The 20,082-nt window shown below is 47.8% G+C and carries 11 protein-coding genes; all 11 read left to right on the forward strand.

The genetic code is table 11. From position 1 onward, the window contains the following. The first annotated feature begins 31 nt into the window (after window positions 1-31). The 11 genes from BacF7301_RS08265 to rodA all read left to right on the forward strand — a co-directional run bounded on the left by BacF7301_RS08265 (window position 32) and on the right by rodA (window position 20,044). Window positions 32-4,543, forward strand: a complete 4,512-nt coding sequence (locus BacF7301_RS08265) for a translocation/assembly module TamB domain-containing protein (protein WP_167961874.1) — start codon at window positions 32-34, stop codon at window positions 4,541-4,543. A gap of 2 nt (window positions 4,544-4,545) precedes the next feature. Further along, entirely contained in the window at window positions 4,546-6,888 is a 2,343-nt protein-coding gene (tamL, locus tag BacF7301_RS08270) for a translocation and assembly module lipoprotein TamL (protein ID WP_167961875.1), read from the forward strand. A gap of 637 nt (window positions 6,889-7,525) precedes the next feature. Further along, a complete protein-coding gene (locus BacF7301_RS08275) occupies window positions 7,526-8,437 on the forward strand; it encodes a nucleotidyltransferase family protein (RefSeq protein ID WP_167961876.1) in 912 nt (303 codons plus the stop codon). A gap of 157 nt (window positions 8,438-8,594) precedes the next feature. Then, window positions 8,595-10,553 (forward strand): ABC-F family ATP-binding cassette domain-containing protein, encoded by a 1,959-nt coding sequence (locus BacF7301_RS08280; protein ID WP_167961878.1) that lies wholly within the window; start codon window positions 8,595-8,597, stop codon window positions 10,551-10,553. Between the two features lie 90 nt (window positions 10,554-10,643). After that, on the forward strand, window positions 10,644-12,680 hold the full coding sequence (locus BacF7301_RS08285; RefSeq protein ID WP_167961880.1) for a M13 family metallopeptidase: 2,037 nt from the start codon (window positions 10,644-10,646) through the stop codon (window positions 12,678-12,680). A gap of 151 nt (window positions 12,681-12,831) precedes the next feature. Next, window positions 12,832-14,355 carry a bifunctional phosphoribosylaminoimidazolecarboxamide formyltransferase/IMP cyclohydrolase gene (gene purH, locus BacF7301_RS08290; RefSeq protein ID WP_167961882.1) on the forward strand — a complete coding sequence of 508 codons (1,524 nt, stop codon included), beginning with the start codon at window positions 12,832-12,834 and terminating at the stop codon, window positions 14,353-14,355. Between the two features lie 16 nt (window positions 14,356-14,371). Then, window positions 14,372-15,394, forward strand: a complete 1,023-nt coding sequence (locus BacF7301_RS08295) for a rod shape-determining protein (protein WP_167961884.1) — start codon at window positions 14,372-14,374, stop codon at window positions 15,392-15,394. A 7-nt stretch (window positions 15,395-15,401) separates the two neighbouring features. Next, on the forward strand, window positions 15,402-16,247 hold the full coding sequence (mreC, locus tag BacF7301_RS08300; RefSeq protein ID WP_167961886.1) for a rod shape-determining protein MreC: 846 nt from the start codon (window positions 15,402-15,404) through the stop codon (window positions 16,245-16,247). Further along, the gene (mreD, locus tag BacF7301_RS08305) at window positions 16,244-16,741 is read left to right on the forward strand and encodes a rod shape-determining protein MreD (protein WP_167961888.1); all 498 of its coding nucleotides are present in this window, start codon (window positions 16,244-16,246) and stop codon (window positions 16,739-16,741) included. Before mreC ends, mreD begins: the two co-directional genes overlap by 4 nt. A 2-nt stretch (window positions 16,742-16,743) precedes the next feature. Beyond that, entirely contained in the window at window positions 16,744-18,606 is a 1,863-nt protein-coding gene (mrdA, locus tag BacF7301_RS08310; protein ID WP_167961890.1) for a penicillin-binding protein 2, read from the forward strand. Then, window positions 18,587-20,044, forward strand: coding sequence for a rod shape-determining protein RodA (gene rodA / locus BacF7301_RS08315; RefSeq protein WP_167961892.1), 1,458 nt, complete (start codon window positions 18,587-18,589; stop codon window positions 20,042-20,044). The genes mrdA and rodA overlap by 20 nt, the downstream gene beginning before the upstream one ends. Window positions 20,045-20,082: the final 38 nt, after the last annotated feature.

Here is a 20,082-nt window from a genome sequence, read left to right on the forward strand (position 1 = left end):
TGTCACCTAATTTACACTGGCACATTTTTACATGAAACGAAAATGGATACGACGGGTAAGCTGGATTCTGCTTACTCCTATAATATTCTTTGTAATACTAATGGTATTACTTTACATTCCCCCCGTACAGAATCTTATACGTCGGGAGGTTACTGCATATGCTTCTAAAGCAACCGGCATGCAGATTCAGGTGGAACGAATCGACCTTCGTTTTCCGCTCAATCTGTTGGTTCGTGGCGTGGAAGTGATTCAGCAGCCGGACACGCTATTGTCTCTGGAAAGCCTGAACGTACGCGTGCAGGCGTGGCCGCTCATCAAAGGAAAAGTCGAAGTGGACGAAGTGACCTTGAGCCGCGTAGCCTTCAATTCTGCCAATCTGATAGACGGCATGGAGATAAAAGGTGTATTGGGGCGTTTCTTCCTGCAAAGCCACGGTGTCGATTTGTCCAACGAAACAGCCGTTATCAACGCAACGGAACTATCGGACACTCATGTGCAGATGCTGATGAACGACACCACGACCACCCCCAAGGATACCACCGCTTCGGCTCCTGTAAACTGGAAAGTAGACCTTCATCAACTGAAACTGAAAAACGTATCGTTCAGCATGCAGCTTCCCGCCGATTCGATGCGGATGGCTGCGCATATTGGCGAAGCGACCATTGACGATGCCCAAGCCGACTTGAAGAACCAGTTCTATGGATTGAAACAATTTTTGTTGTCGGGCACTTCCGCCAGCTATGATACCGGTGCGGCTAAACCCGTCGAAGGTTTCGACACTTCGCATATTGCCGTCCGTGATGTCAGCATCGGTCTGGACTCCTTATTATATAAAGGTAGGGATATGAATGCTGTCATCCGCGAATTCACCATGAACGAACGTTCGGGATTGAGCATCACCTCATTGACAGGTAGGGCATACTCTAACGATTCAATCATCAGTGTTCCCGGCTTGAAACTGCAAACTCCTCATTCCGAAATAGATTTATCCGCCCATACTTATTGGGAACTTGTCAACATCCCGACTACCGGACGCTTGACTGCCAATCTCAATGCGTATATCGGCAAAGAGGACGTGATGTTATTCACCGGCGGACTGCCGGACAGCTTCAAGGAAGCCTATCCTTTCCGTCCGCTTGTCATCCGTGCCGGTACGGACGGTAACTTGAAAGAGATGCAGATTTCCCGCTTTACGGTAGACTTGCCGGGCGCATTCTCCTTAGAGGGCGGCGGTATCCTCGAAAACCTCGCCGACAGCATTACCCGTTCGGGAACCATCGGTCTGAAGATGAAGACGCAGAACCTGAATTTCCTTACCGCCTTGTCCGGTGAAGCGCCTAACGGCACGATTGTCATCCCCGACAGCATGAATCTCGTTGCGCAGGTAGACATCAAAGGCCCTGAATACAAAGCAAACCTGCATCTGAAAGAAGGACAGGGGGCTATGAATGTGAACGCGGCATTAAATACTGCCACCGAAGTTTACAAGGCAGACTTGAAAATAGACAACCTGCAACTCCATCATTTCCTTCCGAAAGACTCCATTTATGAGCTTTCCCTTTCTGCCGCCGCCGACGGGCGCGGACTGGATGTGATGTCTTATCACTCATATGCCAAACTGGACTTGGCGTTAGACCAACTGCATTATGCCCAATACCATCTCTCTAACGTCCATCTGACGGGAGCTTTGAAAGGTGCATTAGTGACAGCCAATCTGACAAGTGATAATGCCCTGTTGAAAATGACGACAGATGCCGAATATAATCTGGCACACAGCTATCCCGACGGAAAAGTGACGGTTGACGTCACTCAGCTCGACTTGCATGAACTGGGACTGATGCCCGAACCGATGAAACGCCCGCTCGCTTTCAATCTTTCTGCCGAAGCCCGTCAGAACCGGGTGTTTACGCATCTTATTTCCGGTGACATGAAGCTCAACCTGAGTGCGCGTTCCGGTGTCAATCCTCTGATTAGCCAGTCTACCCATTTCGTGGACGTCCTGATGAAGCAGATTGACGAGAAAGAACTGAATCACGCCGAACTGCGTAAAGCATTACCGACAGCTATCCTGTCTTTCTCCGCAGGAAAAGAGAATCCGTTAGCCTATTTTCTGGCTACCAAGAATATATCCTACCATGACGCTTCCATGAAATTCGGCACGGCTCCCGATTGGGGAATCAACGGTAAGGCTGCCATCCATGCATTGAAAATGGATACTTTGCAACTCGATACCATCTTCTTCACCGTCAAACAGGATACTACGCTTATGAAGCTGCGTGCCGGAGTGATAAACGGGCCGAAGAACCCGCAATTTTCTTTCTCCACCACTCTGACTGGAGAAATCCGTGACCGCGATGCAGAATTACTGGTGGATTACAAAAACGGCAAAGGAGAAACAGGCGTATTATTGGGCGTCAACGCCCGTCCTCTGTTCGAAGGACAGGGAAAGGGCAACGGAATAGCTTTCACGCTGATTCCGGAAAACCCGATTGTCGCCTTCCAAAAGTTCCATTTCAACGAGAATCACAACTGGATTTACCTGCATAAGAATATGCGTGTATATGCCAACGTGGATATGTGGGATGAGGAAGGAATGGGATTCCGGGTTCATTCTGTGCAAGGAGATACGGTATCTTTGCAGAATATAGATGTCGAAATACGAAGAATCCGCCTGCAAGAGATTACGAGCGTATTGCCTTATTTCCCCGAAATAACCGGATTGTTTTCATTGGAAGCCCACTATGTACAAACAGAAAAAGACTTGCAGCTCTCCGCCGAAGCGTCTATTGACGAACTGACCTACGAGCGCCAGCGTATCGGTGACATTGCATTGGGTGCTACCTGGCTGCCGGGCGAACAGGGAAAACAATATCTCAACGCTTATCTGAACCACGACCAGGTGGAAGTACTGGTGGCGGATGGAAAACTGCTTCCTACCCGAACGGGCAAAGACAGCCTGGAAGTGAATACGACACTGGAACATTTCCCGCTCCGGGTGGCGAATGTGTTCATTCCCGACCAGATGGTCACCCTGTCCGGCGACATGGATGGAAACCTGAATATCACGGGCAGCACCGAACAGCCTTTGATAAACGGTGAACTGGTACTGGATAGCGTTGCCGTCCTTTCCCGCCAGTATGGTGCCCGTTTCATGTTTGACAACCGTCCTGTGCAGATAAAGAACAACCGGCTGTTATTTGATAAATTCGCCATTTACACTACATCGAAGAATCCGTTTACCATTGACGGTTATGTAGACTTCCGTGATATGAGTCGTCCGATGGCAAACCTGAATATGCTGGCACAGAACTATACCTTGCTGGATGCCAAACGCACCCGTGAAAGTCTGGTTTACGGTAAAGTATTTGCCGACTTCCGGGCGACGGTGAAGGGGCCTTTGGACGGACTGAATATGCGTGGGAACGTAAGCCTGTTAGGTAATACCGACGTCTCGTATGTTTTGACCGACTCACCATTAACCGTACAAGACCGCTTGGGAAGCCTTGTGACCTTCACCTCATTCAGTGACACCACGACCGTCGTCCGACAGGAAGTGCCGACCGTCTCGTTAGGCGGACTGGATATGGTAATGATGGTGCATATCGACCCGTCTGTCCGTGTGAAAGTCGATTTGGACGCAAGCAATGACAACCGCATCGAACTGGAAGGCGGCGGTGACCTCTCCATGAAATACACCCCGCAAGGTGACCTGACACTGACGGGACGCTATACCTTGAGCGGCGGCTTGATGAAATACGCCTTACCGGTGATTGCCGCGAAAGAATTTGCCATTGACAACGGCAGCTATGTGGAATGGACGGGAAATCCGATGGATCCGATGCTGAACTTCAAGGCGACCGACCGCATCCGTGCGTCCGTCTCCGAAGGGGAGAACGGCGGAAGCCGCATGGTCAATTTCGACGTTTCCGTCGTAGTCAAGAACCGTCTGGATAATCTTTCGTTTGCGTTCGATGTGTCAGCTCCCGAAGACGCGACCGTACAAAACGAGTTGACCGCCATGGGAGCGGAAGAGCGTGGTAAGCAAGCCCTGTATATCATGGTGATGAAAACCTATCTCGGCACCGGCCCGATTGGCGGCGGTGGCGGCGGACTGGGCAAGTTGAACATGGGGTCTGCCCTGACTTCCGTATTGAGCAGCCAGATTAACTCATTGATGGGTAACCTGAAAAATGCAAGTCTCTCTGTCGGTGTCGAAGACCATGATAATTCGGATACGGGTGGCAAGCGTACGGATTATAGTTTCCGTTATTCTCAGCGTCTTTTCAACAACCGTTTCCAGATTGTGATTGGCGGTAAGGTATCCACTGGCGAGAATGCGGCGAACGATGCCGAATCCTTTATCGATAATATATCTCTGGAATACCGTTTGGATAGGACAGGAACACGCTACGTACGTCTGTTCTATGACAAGAACTACGAGAGTGTGCTCGAAGGCGAGATTACGGAAACCGGAGTCGGTCTGGTACTTCGCAAGAAACTGGATAAACTCAGTGAACTGTTTATCTTTAAGAAAAAGAAATAAGAATGAAAAGTATATATAGTAACATAGTATCAATAAGTCTGATTAGTATCATCCTGTTTTCCGGCTGTTCGGTGACGAAGCATCTGCCCGAAGGGGAAGTGCTCTATACCGGTAGCAAGACAGTGGTAGAGAATAAATCGACCACACCGGTCGGTGTGACGGCTATGACTGAAATTGACGCAGCCCTTGACAAAACGCCCAGTACGAAAATGTTTGGAGGTTTTCTGCCTGTTCCTTTCAAAATGTGGATGTACAATGACTTTGTGAAATATAAAAAAGGCTTCGGCAGGTGGATGTTCAACCGCTTTGCCGCCAATCCGCCTGTCTTTATCTCTACTGTCAATCCGGATGTCCGCGTCAAAGTGACAACCAACCTGTTGCGTGACTATGGCTATTTCAACGGTAAAGTGACTTATAAAACACTGGTCGACAAGAAAGACAGCCTGAAAGCAAGTATCGTCTATACGGTAGATATGAAGAATCCTTACTTCATTGATACGGTTTATTATCAGCGTTTCACCCCTCAAACCTTGCGGATTATGGAGCGTGGACGCCGGATGTCCTATATCAGTCCTGGCGAACAGTTCAGTGTGGTAGACCTGGACGAAGAACGTACCCGCATCAGCACGTTGCTGCGCAACCGCGGATATTTTTATTTCCGTCCCGACTATATGACATACCAGGCAGATACAACCTTAATCCCCGGCGGTCATATCAGCCTGCGCCTGATTCCTGTTCCGGGATTGCCTGCTGCTGCGCAACGTCCCTATTATGTAGGCGACGCATCTGTCTATCTGTTTGGAAAGAACGGTGAAGCCCCGAATGACAGCATGCTCTACAAGAACCTGAGTATCCACTATTACAATAAATTACAAGTTCGCCCCAATATGCTCTATCGTTGGCTGAATTATCAGCAGTTTGTGCGTAATGCTCAGATGCGTGCTTCCAACCGTACCCGCCTTTACAGCCAGTACCGTCAGGAGCAGGTACAGGAAAAACTCAGCCAACTGGGAATATTCAGCTATATGGACATACAGTACGCTCCCAGGGATACGACAGCCGTCTGCGATACATTGGACATCACGATGCAGGCCACTTTCGCTAAACCGCTGGATGCCGAACTGGAACTTAATGTAGTTACCAAAAGTAACGACCAGACAGGCCCCGGTGCCTCATTCGGAGTCACCCGTAACAACGTATTCGGTGGTGGAGAAAGCTGGAACGTAAAACTGAAAGGCTCTTATGAATGGCAAACCGGTGGCGGAAATAAAAGCTCGTTAATGAACAGTTGGGAAATGGGGCTTTCCACATCTCTCACCTTCCCGAGAGTCGTATTCCCCCGTCTGGGTAAAATGGAATTTGACTTCCCGGCTACCACTACATTCCGCCTATACGTCGACCAGTTGAACCGTGCCAAGTATTACAAACTATTGTCATTCGGTGGAAACGCAACCTATGATTTCCAACCGACTCGCACAAGCCGTCATAGCATTACGCCTTTCAAACTGACGTTTAACGTCTTGCAGCATCGAACGAAAGAATTTCAGGAAATAGCCGATGCCAATCCTGCGCTATACATCAGTCTGGACAATCAGTTCATCCCGGCGATGGAATACACATACACCTATGACAACGCTTCGGCACGCCGTGTAAAGAACCCTGTCTGGTGGCAATCCACCGTTACCTCTGCCGGAAACTTGACATCCACCATTTACCGTGCTTTCGGTCGTCCGTACAATGAAGAAGGGAAAAAACTCCTGGGTGCGCCGTTCTCCCAATTTATGAAGTTCAACACCGAATTCCGCCATTTGTGGAATATGGACAAGAACAATAAGGTTGCTTCCCGCGTAGCACTGGGTGCTCTCTTCTCGTATGGTAATTCCACCATAGCCCCGTATAGCGAACAGTTCTACGTCGGTGGTGCCAACAGTATCCGTGCCTTCACAGTACGTAGCATCGGACCGGGTGGTTACCATCCTGAAGAAAGCCGTTATTCCTATCTTGACCAGACGGGAACCTTCCGCTTCGAAGCGAATGTGGAATATCGTTTCCGTATCTTCAAGAGCATCTGGGGAGCTACCTTCCTCGATGCCGGCAACGTCTGGCTGATGCGCAAGGATGAGGCTCGCCCCGACTCGCAGCTCCGTCTGAAAACTTTCCCGAAACAGATTGCTTTGGGCACAGGTATCGGCGTCCGTTATGACATGGATATTCTCGTATTCCGTCTCGACTTCGGTATTCCTTTACATTTGCCGTATGACACAGAACGAAGCGGGTATTACAATGTCACCGGAGCTTTCTTTAAGAATTTGGGAATACATTTTGCTATTGGGTATCCCTTTTAACGTTCTTTCTTTGTCTTGAAACAAAGAAAGAACCAAAGAAAATTCAAGGCTGCGTTTTTCAGGCTACTCCGGTGTTCTCTCCGGCTAAAGGGCAGAAACTCGCTACGCTCAAACAGTCTGCCCTTCTTAACGCCGGAGAAAACACCTGCGCTTAACGCCTGAAAAACGAGGCCGATCCCCTTTCGGCGTGTTCGCTGCATAGGACAATGAACTGGGCTTTATATTACTAGGCTATTACTGGGCTTTATATTGTTAGGCTTTATGCTATCTTATATTATCAAAGATTTACTGTATAAACTTGATACAGTATAGTCAAAAACACCCTTAATTGGTCATTATGTATCTTATTGATGTACCTTTGATTCTGCATAGACTTGCATGCCGAAAGGTTCTCCGACCTACTTTTTTCTCCGTTAAGCGAACACCCGTAACGAAGCGTTAAAAAGGGCAGACTGTTTGAGCGTAGCGAGTTTCTGCCCTTTAGCGTAGTGAAGGGTGTGAGTAGGAGAAAAAAGTCAGTCTTGAATTTTTCTTTGTTTCTTTCTTTTGTTTCAAGACAAAAGAAAGAAAGTTTTTGTACATTTGCACCGAAATCTGATGCCACTGACATCACTAACCTTTTAATATTACACAATTTATGAAACCAACTTTATTCTTATTGGCAGCCGGTATGGGCAGCCGTTATGGAGGCTTGAAACAATTGGACGGTCTGGGTCCTAATGGCGAAACTATTATGGATTACTCCATTTATGATGCCATCAATGCCGGATTTGGTAAGCTTGTATTTGTAATCCGCAAAGATTTTGAACAAGATTTCCGTGATAAAATTATTTCCAAATACGAAGGCCACATTCCTTGCGAACTGGTATTCCAGTCTATCGACGACCTTCCCGAAGGCTTCACTTGTCCGGCGGACCGTACAAAACCTTGGGGTACTAACCATGCAGTAATGATGGGTGCCGATGTGATAAAAGAACCGTTCGCAGTAATCAACTGTGATGACTTCTACGGCCGTGACTCTTTCCAGGTGATGGGCAAATATCTGTCTGCTCTTCCTGAAGGTTCAAAGAACGTTTATTCAATGGTAGGTTTCCGTATCGGCAACACATTGAGCGAAAGCGGTACAGTATCCCGTGGTATCTGCGGTACAAATGCCGACAACCTGTTGACTTCTGTTGTAGAACGTACTAAGATTCAACGTCTTGACGGCGAAGTGAAATACATTGACGACAACGGTGAATGGACTGCTACTCCCGACACTACTCCGGTGAGTATGAACTTCTGGGGCTTCACTCCTGATTACTTCGCATACAGCGAAGAATTCTTCAAAACCTTCCTGAGCGACCCGAAGAACATGGAAAACCTGAAGAGCGAATTCTTCATCCCGTTGATGGTGGATAAATTGATTAATGACGGAACTGCAACAGTAGAAGTTCTTGATACTACCAGCAAATGGTTCGGTGTTACTTATCCGGAAGACCGCCAGAGCGTAGTAGACAAGATTCAGGCATTGGTCGATGCCGGTGAATATCCTGCCAAGTTGTTCTGATTAAGAAAATATTGAAAAAAGGCGTAGACTATGCAGTTTGATGCATATCTACGCCTTTTTTGTGTCCTTACTTTTAAATTCCATCGTCTCGGAAGCAGCTAATTCCGTTTGGATGCGTTATCTTTGCAGTCCAAAATCTTATAAATCAGAGACAGAAGTGATTTCAGTAGAAGGATTATCAGTAGAATTTAATGCGACGCCGCTTTTTTCGGACGTTAGTTATGTCATTAATAAAAAAGACCGCATTGCGTTGGTCGGTAAGAATGGTGCGGGTAAATCCACCATGCTTAAAATATTGGCGGGCTTGCAGTCGCCGACACATGGAGTCGTAGCTACTCCGAAAGATGTTACCATCGGATATTTGCCACAAGTCATGATTCTCTCCGACAACCGGACGGTGATGGGAGAGGCGGAACTGGCATTCGAACATATATTTGAACTTCAGGCGAAGTTGGAACGGATGAATCAGGAACTTGCCGAACGGACAGACTATGATTCGGAAGAATACCACCAGTTGATAGACCGCTTCACCCACGAGAACGACCGTTACCTGATGATGGGCGGCACAAACTATCAGGCAGAAATCGAACGCACACTTCTTGGGCTCGGTTTCAGCCGGGAAGACTTTGAACGTCCCACCTCGGAATTCTCCGGTGGATGGCGTATGCGTATCGAACTCGCGAAACTGCTGTTGCGTCGCCCGGATGTCCTCTTGCTTGACGAGCCTACCAACCACCTCGATATTGAAAGTATCCAATGGCTGGAAAACTTCCTGGCAACCCGTGCCAATGCAGTCGTACTAGTCAGCCACGACCGTGCCTTCCTGAACAACGTAACTACCCGAACCATCGAAATCACCTGCGGCCAGATTTATGACTACAAAGTGAAATACGATGAATTTGTAGTCCTGCGCAAGGAACGCCGCGAACAACAGATCCGTGCCTACGAGAACCAGCAGAAACAGATACAGGATACGGAAGACTTCATCGAACGCTTCCGCTACAAAGCCACTAAAGCCGTACAGGTACAAAGCCGTATCAAGCAACTGGAAAAGATAGACCGCATCGAAGTGGACGACGAAGACAACTCCTCGCTGCGCCTGAAATTCCCGCCCGCCAGCCGTAGCGGAAACTATCCGGTTATCTGCGAAGACGTGCGCAAAGCCTATGGTGAACATGTCGTTTTCCATGACGTGAACCTCACCATCAACCGGGGCGAAAAAGTCGCATTCGTCGGTAAGAACGGCGAAGGTAAATCCACACTGGTAAAATGTATCATGAACGAAATAGACTTCGACGGTAAACTTACCATCGGTCACAATGTCCAAATCGGCTATTTTGCGCAGAATCAGGCCCAGATGCTGGATGAAAACCTGACCGTATTCGATACCATCGACCGCGTAGCCACAGGAGACATCCGTCTGAAGATACGGGATATACTGGGTGCCTTCATGTTCGGCGGCGAAGCCTCGGACAAAAAGGTGAAAGTCCTCTCCGGCGGTGAACGTACCCGACTGGCAATGATTAAGCTGCTTCTCGAACCCGTCAACTTCCTGATTCTTGACGAACCGACTAATCATCTGGATATGCGTTCAAAAGATGTATTGAAGGATGCCATCCGCGAATTTGACGGAACAGTCATTCTTGTCAGCCACGACCGTGATTTTTTGGACGGGCTTGCGACTAAAGTATATGAGTTCGGTGGCGGAGTGGTGAAAGAACACCTCAGTGGCATCTATGAATTCCTGCAAAAGAAAAAGATAGACAGCCTGAATGAACTTCAGAAAGGCGTAGGCTTATCGGCTTCTCCCACGGCATCTGCCAAAGGAAACAATGAACCGGAAGCGGCACAACCTTCGGAAAACAGACTCTCTTATGAAGCTCAAAAAGAACTGAATAAGAAAGTGAAGAAACTCGAACGACAGGTAGCGGATTGTGAAGCCTCGATAGAAGAAACCGAATCTGCCATCGCTATCATCGAAGTGAGAATGGCAACCCCCGAAGGAGCTTCGGACATGAAACTGTATGAACAGCATCAGAAACTGAAACAACAGTTGGACACCATCGTCGAAGAGTGGGAGCGCGTTTCGATGGAACTGGAAGAAGTGAAAGGCTAGAACAAAACAACGGGTGCCGGACGTTATATATAACGAAACTGTAACTTTGACACCAAATAGCATGATAATTCTATAATTATTATATTGAATATGAAAGTAACCAAGTATTTACCAATTCTTGCCGTATGCCTTATGACAACAGGATGTAACAGTAAGAAAGAGGCCGTACTGACGTCCGGTATCGACCTTGCTAATCTGGATACCACGGCTATGCCGGGTACAAGTTTTTATCAATACGCTTGTGGCGGTTGGGTGAAAGACCATCCGCTGACAGACGAGTACTCCCGTTTCGGAACATTCGACATGTTGCGTGAAAACAGCCGTGAACAACTGAAAGCCTTAATTGCCGAACTGGCTTCAAAGACAGACAACGCTCCGGGCAGCGCCGCTCAAAAAGTGGGTGACCTCTACAATATCGCAATGGACAGCGTGAAACTGAACCAGGAAGGTGTAGCTCCGATTAAAGCGGAACTGGTAGTCATCGACGCACTTAAAGATAAGAAAGATATCTACGCATACATCGCCGAAAGCCAGAAGAAAGGCATTCGTCCTTACTTCACCATGTTCGTAAGTGCCGATGATATGAACAGCTCCATGAATATGGTACAAACCTACCAGGGCGGTATCGGAATGGGACAGCGCGACTATTACCTGGAAGATGACGAGCAGACTAAAAATATCCGCAACAAGTATCAGGAACATATCGCCAAGATGTTCCAGTTGGCAGGTTACGATGAAGCTACCGCACAAAAAGCGGTAAAAGCTGTAATGAACATCGAAACCCGCCTGGCCAAAGCAGCCCGTTCACAAGTAGAACTGCGTGACCCTCATGCCAACTACAACAAGATGGACATGGAGACGCTGAAAAAGAACTTCCCGACTTTCGACTGGGATACATACTTCACTCTCTCCGGTTTGAAAGACCTCAAAGAAGTGAATGTAGGTCAGCCTGCTGCCATGAAAGAAGTTGCCGATGTTATCAATACCGTATCCCTGGACGATCAGAAACTGTATCTGCAATGGGGATTGATAGACGCCGCCGCTTCTTACCTGAGCGATGACTTCGAAGCTCAGAACTTCGATTTCTACGAGCGTACCATGTCCGGCAAGAAAGAAATGCAACCTCGTTGGAAGCGTTCTGTTAGCACAGTGGACGGTGTTCTCGGCGAAGTCGTGGGACAGATGTATGTAGAAAAATACTTCCCCGCTGCTGCCAAAGAACGTATGGTTACACTGGTGAAGAACCTGCAAACCTCTTTGGGTGAACGTATCAAAGGACTGGAATGGATGAGCGAACCGACCAAAGAGAAAGCTTTGGAAAAACTGGCTACCTTCCATGTAAAAATCGGCTACCCGGATAAATGGAAAGATTACTCCGCTCTGGAGATTAAAAACGATTCTTACTGGGCAAACATCGAACGTGCCAGCCAATGGGATTACAATGAAATGATTGCCAAAGCCGGCAAGCCCGTCGACAAGGACGAATGGCTGATGACACCGCAGACGGTCAACGCATACTATAACCCGACTACCAACGAAATCTGTTTCCCCGCAGCCATCCTGCAACCGCCATTCTTTGATATGAATGCCGATGACGCCATGAACTACGGTGCTATCGGAGTCGTTATCGGACATGAAATGACACACGGATTCGACGACCAGGGACGTCAATATGACAAAGACGGAAACCTGAAAGACTGGTGGACGGAAGAAGATGCTAAGAAGTTCGAAGAACGTGCCCAAGTGATGGTGAACTTCTTTGACAGTATCGAAGTAGCCCCGGGTGTACACGGAAACGGTGAGCTGACTCTCGGTGAGAACATTGCCGACCATGGCGGTCTGCAAGTTTCCTACCAGGCTTTCAAGAATGCAACAGCGAATGCACCGCTCGAAACAGTTGACGGATTTACTCCCGAACAACGTTTCTTCCTTGCTTATGCTAATGTATGGGCAGGAAATATCCGTCCGGAAGAAATTCTCCGATTAACCAAACTCGACCCTCACTCATTGGGCAAATGGCGTGTAGACGGCGCACTTCCTCAAATCGGAACATGGTACGAAGCATTCAACATTACCGAGCAAGACCCGATGTTCGTTCCTAAAGACAAACGCGTGTCTATTTGGTAATAGTTTTTGAATAGAAACATACCTTGCGAAGAAGCGTTGATTTTTCATATAGAAGAGTCAACGCTTTTTTTTATTAATTCACACCTTATTTATTACGTACGATGAACAATATTTCGTAACTTTGCGCATCAAATACTTAATAGGCAATTCAATGTCAGAATCTAAAAGAATAAAAACTGCATTGGTATCTGTATACCACAAAGAAGGTTTGGAAGAAATTATTACCAAACTTCATGAAGAAGGAGTAGAGTTTCTGTCAACAGGCGGAACTCGTCAGTTTATTGAATCATTGGGATATCCTTGTAAGGCGGTGGAAGATTTGACCACTTATCCTTCTATCCTCGGTGGTCGGGTAAAGACATTACATCCGAAAATCTTCGGAGGTATCCTTTGTCGTCGTGGACTGGAGCAGGATATGCAACAGATTGAAAAGTACGAAATCCCTGAAATAGATTTGGTAATTGTAGACTTGTATCCGTTTGAAGCTACCGTAGCTTCCGGCGCATCCGAAGCTGACATTATTGAAAAAATCGATATAGGCGGAATCTCACTGATTCGTGCCGCAGCCAAGAACTACAATGATGTTATCATCGTAGCTTCACAGGCACAATACAAACCGTTGCTGGATATGTTGATGGAGCATGGCGCTACTTCTTCACTCGAAGAACGCCGCTGGATGGCAAAAGAAGCATTTGCCGTTTCTTCTCACTATGATTCAGCTATCTTCAACTATTTCGATGCAGGCGAAGGTTCTGCCTTCCGTTGCTCGGTGAACAACCAAAAGCAACTCCGTTACGGTGAAAACCCGCATCAGAAAGGTTATTTCTATGGAAACCTGGAAGCTATGTTCGACCAGATTCACGGAAAAGAAATCTCTTACAACAACCTTCTTGACATCAACGCGGCTGTTGACCTGATTGACGAATTCGACGACCTCACTTTCGCTATCCTGAAGCACAACAATGCTTGCGGCCTGGCTTCACGCTCTACCGTACTGGATGCATGGAAAGATGCATTGGCAGGCGACCCTGTTTCTGCTTTCGGAGGCGTATTGATTACCAACGGCGTGATTGACAAGGAAGCAGCCGAAGAAATCAACAAGATTTTCTTCGAAGTGATTATCGCACCGGATTATGACGTGGATGCACTCGAAATCCTGGGACAGAAAAAGAACCGCATCATTCTCGTCCGCAAGGAAGCCAAATTGCCGAAGAAGCAATTCCGTGCCTTGCTGAACGGCGTATTGGTGCAGGATAAAGATACTAATATTGAAACGGTAGCCGACCTGAAAACCGTGACAGACAAAGCTCCTACTCCTGAAGAAGTAGAAGATATGTTGTTTGCCAACAAAATCGTGAAGAACAGCAAGTCCAATGCCATCGTGTTGGCGAAAGGCAAGCAACTTCTCGCAAGCGGTGTAGGACAGACTTCACGTGTAGATGCATTGAAACAGGCAATTGAAAAAGCTAAATCATTCGGTTTCGACCTGAATGGTGCAGTGATGGCCTCGGATGCTTTCTTCCCGTTCCCCGACTGTGTGGAAATTGCGGATAAGGAAGGTGTTACGGCTGTTATCCAACCGGGAGGTTCGGTAAAAGATGACTTGTCTTTTGCTTATTGCAACGAGCACGGTATGGCGATGGTTACTACCGGTATCCGTCATTTTAAACACTAAAAATAAGAATTAAAGAATGGGATTGTTTTCTTTTACACAAGAAATTGCGATGGACTTGGGTACAGCCAATACCATCATCATCACGAATGGAAAAATCGTGGTGGATGAGCCTTCGGTTGTTGCTCTGGACCGCCGTACCGATAAGATGATTGCCGTTGGGGAAAAGGCGAAGTTGATGCATGAAAAGACCCACGAAAACATACGTACCATCCGTCCGTTGAGAGACGGTGTAATTGCCGACTTCTATGCTTGCGAGCAGATGATGCGCGGATTGATTAAACGGGTAAATACCCGCAACCACTTGTTCTCGCCTTCTCTCCGCATGGTGATTGGCGTTCCTTCGGGAAGTACGGAAGTCGAACTCCGTGCCGTTCGTGACTCTGCCGAGCATGCCGGCGGACGTGACGTCTACTTGATTTTCGAACCGATGGCTGCGGCAATCGGTATCGGTATCGATGTGGAAGCACCGGAAGGAAACATGATCGTCGATATAGGTGGTGGTTCTACGGAAATTGCCGTTATCTCCCTCGGAGGTATCGTTTCCAACAATTCCATCCGTGTTGCCGGTGATGACCTGACCGAAGATATTCGCGAATACATGAGCCGTCAGCACAATGTGAAAGTCAGCGAGCGTATGGCGGAACGTATCAAGATAAACGTAGGTGCTGCCTTGACCGAACTGGGCGAAGGCTCTCCTGAAGATTATATTGTTCACGGTCCGAACCGTATTACAGCCCTTCCGATGGAAGTACCCGTATGCTATCAGGAAGTAGCCCACTGTCTGGAGAAATCAATCTCGAAGATTGAAACAGCTATCTTGAGCGCGTTGGAATGTACTCCGCCCGAACTTTACGCTGACATTGTGCACAATGGTATCTACCTTTCCGGTGGTGGCGCATTGCTCCGTGGACTGGACAAGAGACTGACTGACAAGATCAATATTCCTTTCCACATTGCGGAAGACCCTTTGCACGCTGTTGCCAAAGGTACAGGAGTTGCATTAAAGAATGTAGACCGTTTCTCCTTCTTAATGAGATAAATCAGGGATGAGGAATTTAGTAAACTTCCTTCTGAAATACAATTACTGGTTCCTCTTTATCATATTAGAGGTAGCCAGTTTTGTTTTGTTATTTCGGTTCAACCGCTATCAGCAGAGTACTTATTTTACTTCTGCCAATACGGTTGTGGGGGCGGTTTATGAAGTTTCGGGGGGAATAACCTCTTATTTTCATCTGAAATCGGTCAATGAAGATCTGCTGGATCGTAATATGTTGCTCGAGCAGCAAATCACGAACCTGGAGAAAGCCTTGAAAGAACGTCAGGTCGATTCGGTGACTGTCAACAGCATCCGTCAGATGCCGCAGAATGATTATCAGTTGTTCAAGGCACACGTGATAAAGAACAGCCTGACACTGCCTGATAACTACATTACCCTTGATAAGGGTTCTTCTTCCGGCATCCGTCCCGAGATGGGAGTGGTAGACGGCAATGGTATTGTAGGTATTGTGTATGAGACATCTCCTTCCTATTCGGTTGTGATTTCCGTATTGAACAGCAAGTCCAATATAAGTTGTAAGATTATAGGCAGTGATTACTTCGGTTATCTGAAGTGGGAGCACGGAGATTCACGTTATGCCTATCTGAAAGACCTGCCCCGCCACGCGGAATTTAATTTGGGAGATACCGTAGTGACCAGTGGCTTCTCAACCGTATTCCCGGAAGGTATTATGGTAGGTACGGTAGATGATATGTCCGATTCCAACGACGGACTGTCCTACCTGTTGAAGATAAAGCTGGCTACCGATTTCGGTAAACTCGGCGATGTCCGTGTAGTAGCCCGCAACGGTCAGGAGGAACAGAAGAAACTTGAAAACAAGGCAACAAAAGAATGATTATCACCTATATACATAGAATCGGATGGTTTATCGGCTTGGTACTTCTTCAGGTGCTTATCCTGAATAATGTGCATATAGCAGGATACGCTACTCCCTTTCTCTATATTTACTTCATACTGAAGTTCAATTCCGGCACTTCGCGGAATGAACTGATGCTGTGGGCTTTCTTTTTCGGACTCACCATCGACGTGTTTGCCGATACTCCGGGGATGAATGCGGCTGCCACCGTGCTGCTCGCTTTCCTGCGCCCTTCTTTGCTGCGTCTGTTTACTCCCCGTGACAACCTGGATAGCTTCATTCCTTCCTTCAAGACGATGGGCATCACTCCTTTCCTGAAATATACTACTGCAAGTGTTTTTGTGCATAGCTTGGCACTACTCTCCATTGAGTTCTTCTCGTTTTCCAGCATTTGGCTGTTGCTGCTGCGGGTGTTACTTTGCACCATTCTGACTGTAACTTGTATTGTGGCTGTTGAAGGTATAAGGAAGTAAAGATGGCAAAAGATTATAGATTAGAGAAGCGCAAATTTGTTATCAGTGGCATTGCTCTATCCATTGTTCTCATTTATCTGATACGGCTTTTCGTATTGCAGATAACGACGGACGACTATAAAAAGAATGCCGACAGCAACGCTTTCCTGAACAAGATTCAATATCCCTCGCGAGGAGCTATCTACGACCGTGCCGGCAAATTGCTGGTATTCAACCAGCCTGCCTATGACATTTCGATTGTTCCGAAAGAAGTGGAAAACCTGGACACGCTCGACCTGTGTCAGTCATTGAACATCACCCGTGCCCAATTCCTGAAGATAATGAGCGACATGAAAGACCGTCGCCGCAATCCGGGATACTCCCGCTATACCAACCAGTTATTTATGTCGCAACTTTCGGCAGAAGAATGTGGTGTCTTTCAGGAAAAACTGTTCAAGTTCCGTGGCTTCTATATCCAGCGGCGTACCATCCGCCAATATTCCTACAATGCCGCCGCCCATGCTTTGGGCGACATCGGAGAAGTTTCCGCCAAAGAAATGGAAGCGGATGAAGAAGGATACTATATCCGTGGCGACTATGTCGGCAAGTTGGGTGTGGAGAAATCATATGAAAAGTACCTGCGCGGAGAGAAAGGAATTGAAATCCTGCTTCGTGATGCGCACGGCCGTATTCAAGGACATTATATGGATGGCGAATACGACCGTCCTTCCGTCCCCGGCAAGAACCTGACGCTAAGCCTGGACATTGATTTGCAGATGTTGGGCGAACGTTTATTGAAGAACAAAATCGGAAGTATCGTAGCCATCGAACCCGAAACCGGAGAAATCCTCTGCCTGGTATCTTCTCCGAACTATGACCCGCATCTGATGATTGGTCGTCAACGGGGTAAGAACCACCTGATGCTGCAACGTGACAAGATGAAGCCTTTGTTGAATCGTGCTTTGATGGGTGTTTATCCACCGGGTTCTACCTTTAAGACAGCGCAGGGACTGACCTTCCTGCAAGAGGGAATCATCACCGAGCAAAGCCCTACTTTCCCCTGCTCGCGTGGTTTCCATTACGGCAGACTGACGGTAGGTTGCCATGCTCACGGAGCGCCGCTTCCGTTGATACCCGCCATTGCTACCTCGTGCAACTCCTATTTCTGTTGGGGGCTGTTCCGTATGTTCGGCGACCGTAAGTACGGTTCGCCGCAGAATGCCATCACCGTTTGGAAAGACCACATGGTTTCGCAAGGATTCGGTTACAAACTGGGAGTCGATTTGCCGGGAGAGAAACGCGGGTTAATCCCGAACGCGCAATTCTATGATAAAGCCTATCGCGGACACTGGAACGGACTGACGGTAATCAGTATCTCTATCGGTCAGGGAGAAATCCTGTCCACCCCGCTCCAGATTGCAAACCTGGGAGCAACGATAGCTAACAGAGGATATTTCGTCACACCACATATTGTAAAAGAAATCCAGGACAATCAGATAGACAGTCTCTACCGTACCCCCCGCTATACCACTATTGAAAAGAGACATTACGAGTCGGTAGTAGAAGGTATGCGTGCCGCTGCTACGGGTGGTACTTGCCGGATGCTCTCCATGATGGTGCCGGATTTGGAAGCCTGTGGAAAAACGGGTACGGCACAGAACCGCGGACATGACCATTCGGTATTTATGGGCTTTGCGCCGATGAACAAACCGAAGATTGCTATTGCCGTCTATGTGGAGAACGGCGGATGGGGAGCTACATACGGAGTTCCTTTCGGGGCACTGATGATGGAGCAATATATGAAAGGCAAGCTCTCTCCGGAGAACGAGTTGAGGGCGGAAGAATTTAGTAACAGAGTGATATTGTATGGTAACGAGGAGCGATAGTTTGTGGAAAACACTGGACTGGGTAACGATTTGCATTTACCTGCTCCTGATTGTCGGCGGATGGTTCAGCGTCTGCGGAGCGAGCTATGACTATGGCGAACGCGACTTCCTCGACTTCTCTACCCGTGCCGGCAAGCAGTTTGTATGGATTATCTGTTCGTTCGGGCTAGGCTTTGTGCTGTTGATGCTGGAAGACCGTATGTATGATATGTTCGCCTACATTATATATATAGGGATGATTCTCTTGCTTATCGTCACTATCTTTATTGCACCGGACACAAAAGGTTCGCGTTCCTGGCTCGTCATGGGGCCTGTCAGCCTGCAACCCGCCGAATTTGCCAAGTTCGCCACGGCCCTGGCGCTGGCCAAATATATGAACGCCTACTCATTCAGCATCAAGAAGGAAAAGTGCGCCCTGGTCTTGGGGCTGATTATCCTTCTCCCGATGTTATTGATTATCGGTCAGCGGGAGACAGGCTCTGCCTTGGTATATCTCGCCTTTTTCCTGGTTCTCTACCGGGAAGGAATGCCGGGCGTAGTACTCTTTGCCGGAGTCTGCGCGGTAATCTACTTCGTAGTCGGCATCCGTTTCGACGAAGTGTTCATTGCCGACACGCCCACGCCATTGGGCGAATTTATCGTATTACTCTTGATTTTGTTATTCGCCGGCGGCATGGTATGGGTATATCGTAAGAAAGCCGCACCTACCCGCAACATCATTGGCGGAAGCCTGGGCGTATTATTAATCGCTTACTTGGTATCAGAATACTGGGTACATTTCAGCCTGGTTTGGGTGCAATGGGGACTTTGTGCTGTCGTAGTAGGTTATCTGATATATTTGGCATTGAGCGAGCGCCAGCGCACCTACTTCTTAATTGCCTTATTCACTATCGGCTCCATCGGATTCCTCTATTCCAGCAACTATGTATTCGATAATGTACTGGAACCGCATCAGCAAATCCGTATCAAGGTGGTACTGGGCTTGGAAGAAGACTTGACAGGAGCGGGGTACAACGTGAACCAGTCCAAGATTGCCATCGGCTCCGGCGGACTGACGGGAAAAGGCTTCCTGAACGGTACGCAAACCAAATTGAAGTATGTACCCGAACAAGATACAGACTTTATCTTCTGCACAGTAGGAGAGGAGCAAGGCTTTGTCGGCTCGGCTGCCGTCTTGATAGCCTTTCTGATTCTGATTTTGCGATTGATATTCTTGTCCGAACGACAGCCCTCTACTTTTGGGCGGGTATATGGATACTCCGTCGTCAGCATCTTCCTTTTCCATCTATTTATTAATGTCGGTATGGTGTTGGGATTGACACCGGTTATCGGTATTCCGCTGCCGTTCTTCAGTTACGGCGGGTCTTCTTTGTGGGGCTTTACGATATTGCTGTTTATCTTCCTGCGCTTGGATGCAGGGCGGGGCAGAAGGCTGTAGAAGGGTTATTTGTTTTCAAATTACACTTTTATCAGGAT

This window comes from Bacteroides faecium (assembly GCF_012113595.1).
GTDB lineage: Bacteria > Bacteroidota > Bacteroidia > Bacteroidales > Bacteroidaceae > Bacteroides > Bacteroides faecium.

Bases quoted from the DNA above. Each gene is read 5' to 3' on its own strand.
- purH (WP_167961882.1), top strand. From the start codon at position 12,832: ATGTCAGAATCTAAAAGAATAAAAACTGCATTGGTATCTGTATACCAC.
- tamL (WP_167961875.1), top strand. From the start codon at position 4,546: ATGAAAAGTATATATAGTAACATAGTATCAATAAGTCTGATTAGTATC.
- mreC (WP_167961886.1), top strand. From the start codon at position 15,402: ATGAGGAATTTAGTAAACTTCCTTCTGAAATACAATTACTGGTTCCTC.
- BacF7301_RS08285 (WP_167961880.1), top strand. From the start codon at position 10,644: ATGAAAGTAACCAAGTATTTACCAATTCTTGCCGTATGCCTTATGACA.
- BacF7301_RS08265 (WP_167961874.1), top strand. From the start codon at position 32: ATGAAACGAAAATGGATACGACGGGTAAGCTGGATTCTGCTTACTCCT.
- BacF7301_RS08275 (WP_167961876.1), top strand. From the start codon at position 7,526: ATGAAACCAACTTTATTCTTATTGGCAGCCGGTATGGGCAGCCGTTAT.
- mreD (WP_167961888.1), top strand. From the start codon at position 16,244: ATGATTATCACCTATATACATAGAATCGGATGGTTTATCGGCTTGGTA.
- BacF7301_RS08295 (WP_167961884.1), top strand. From the start codon at position 14,372: ATGGGATTGTTTTCTTTTACACAAGAAATTGCGATGGACTTGGGTACA.
- rodA (WP_167961892.1), top strand. From the start codon at position 18,587: ATGGTAACGAGGAGCGATAGTTTGTGGAAAACACTGGACTGGGTAACG.
- mrdA (WP_167961890.1), top strand. From the start codon at position 16,744: ATGGCAAAAGATTATAGATTAGAGAAGCGCAAATTTGTTATCAGTGGC.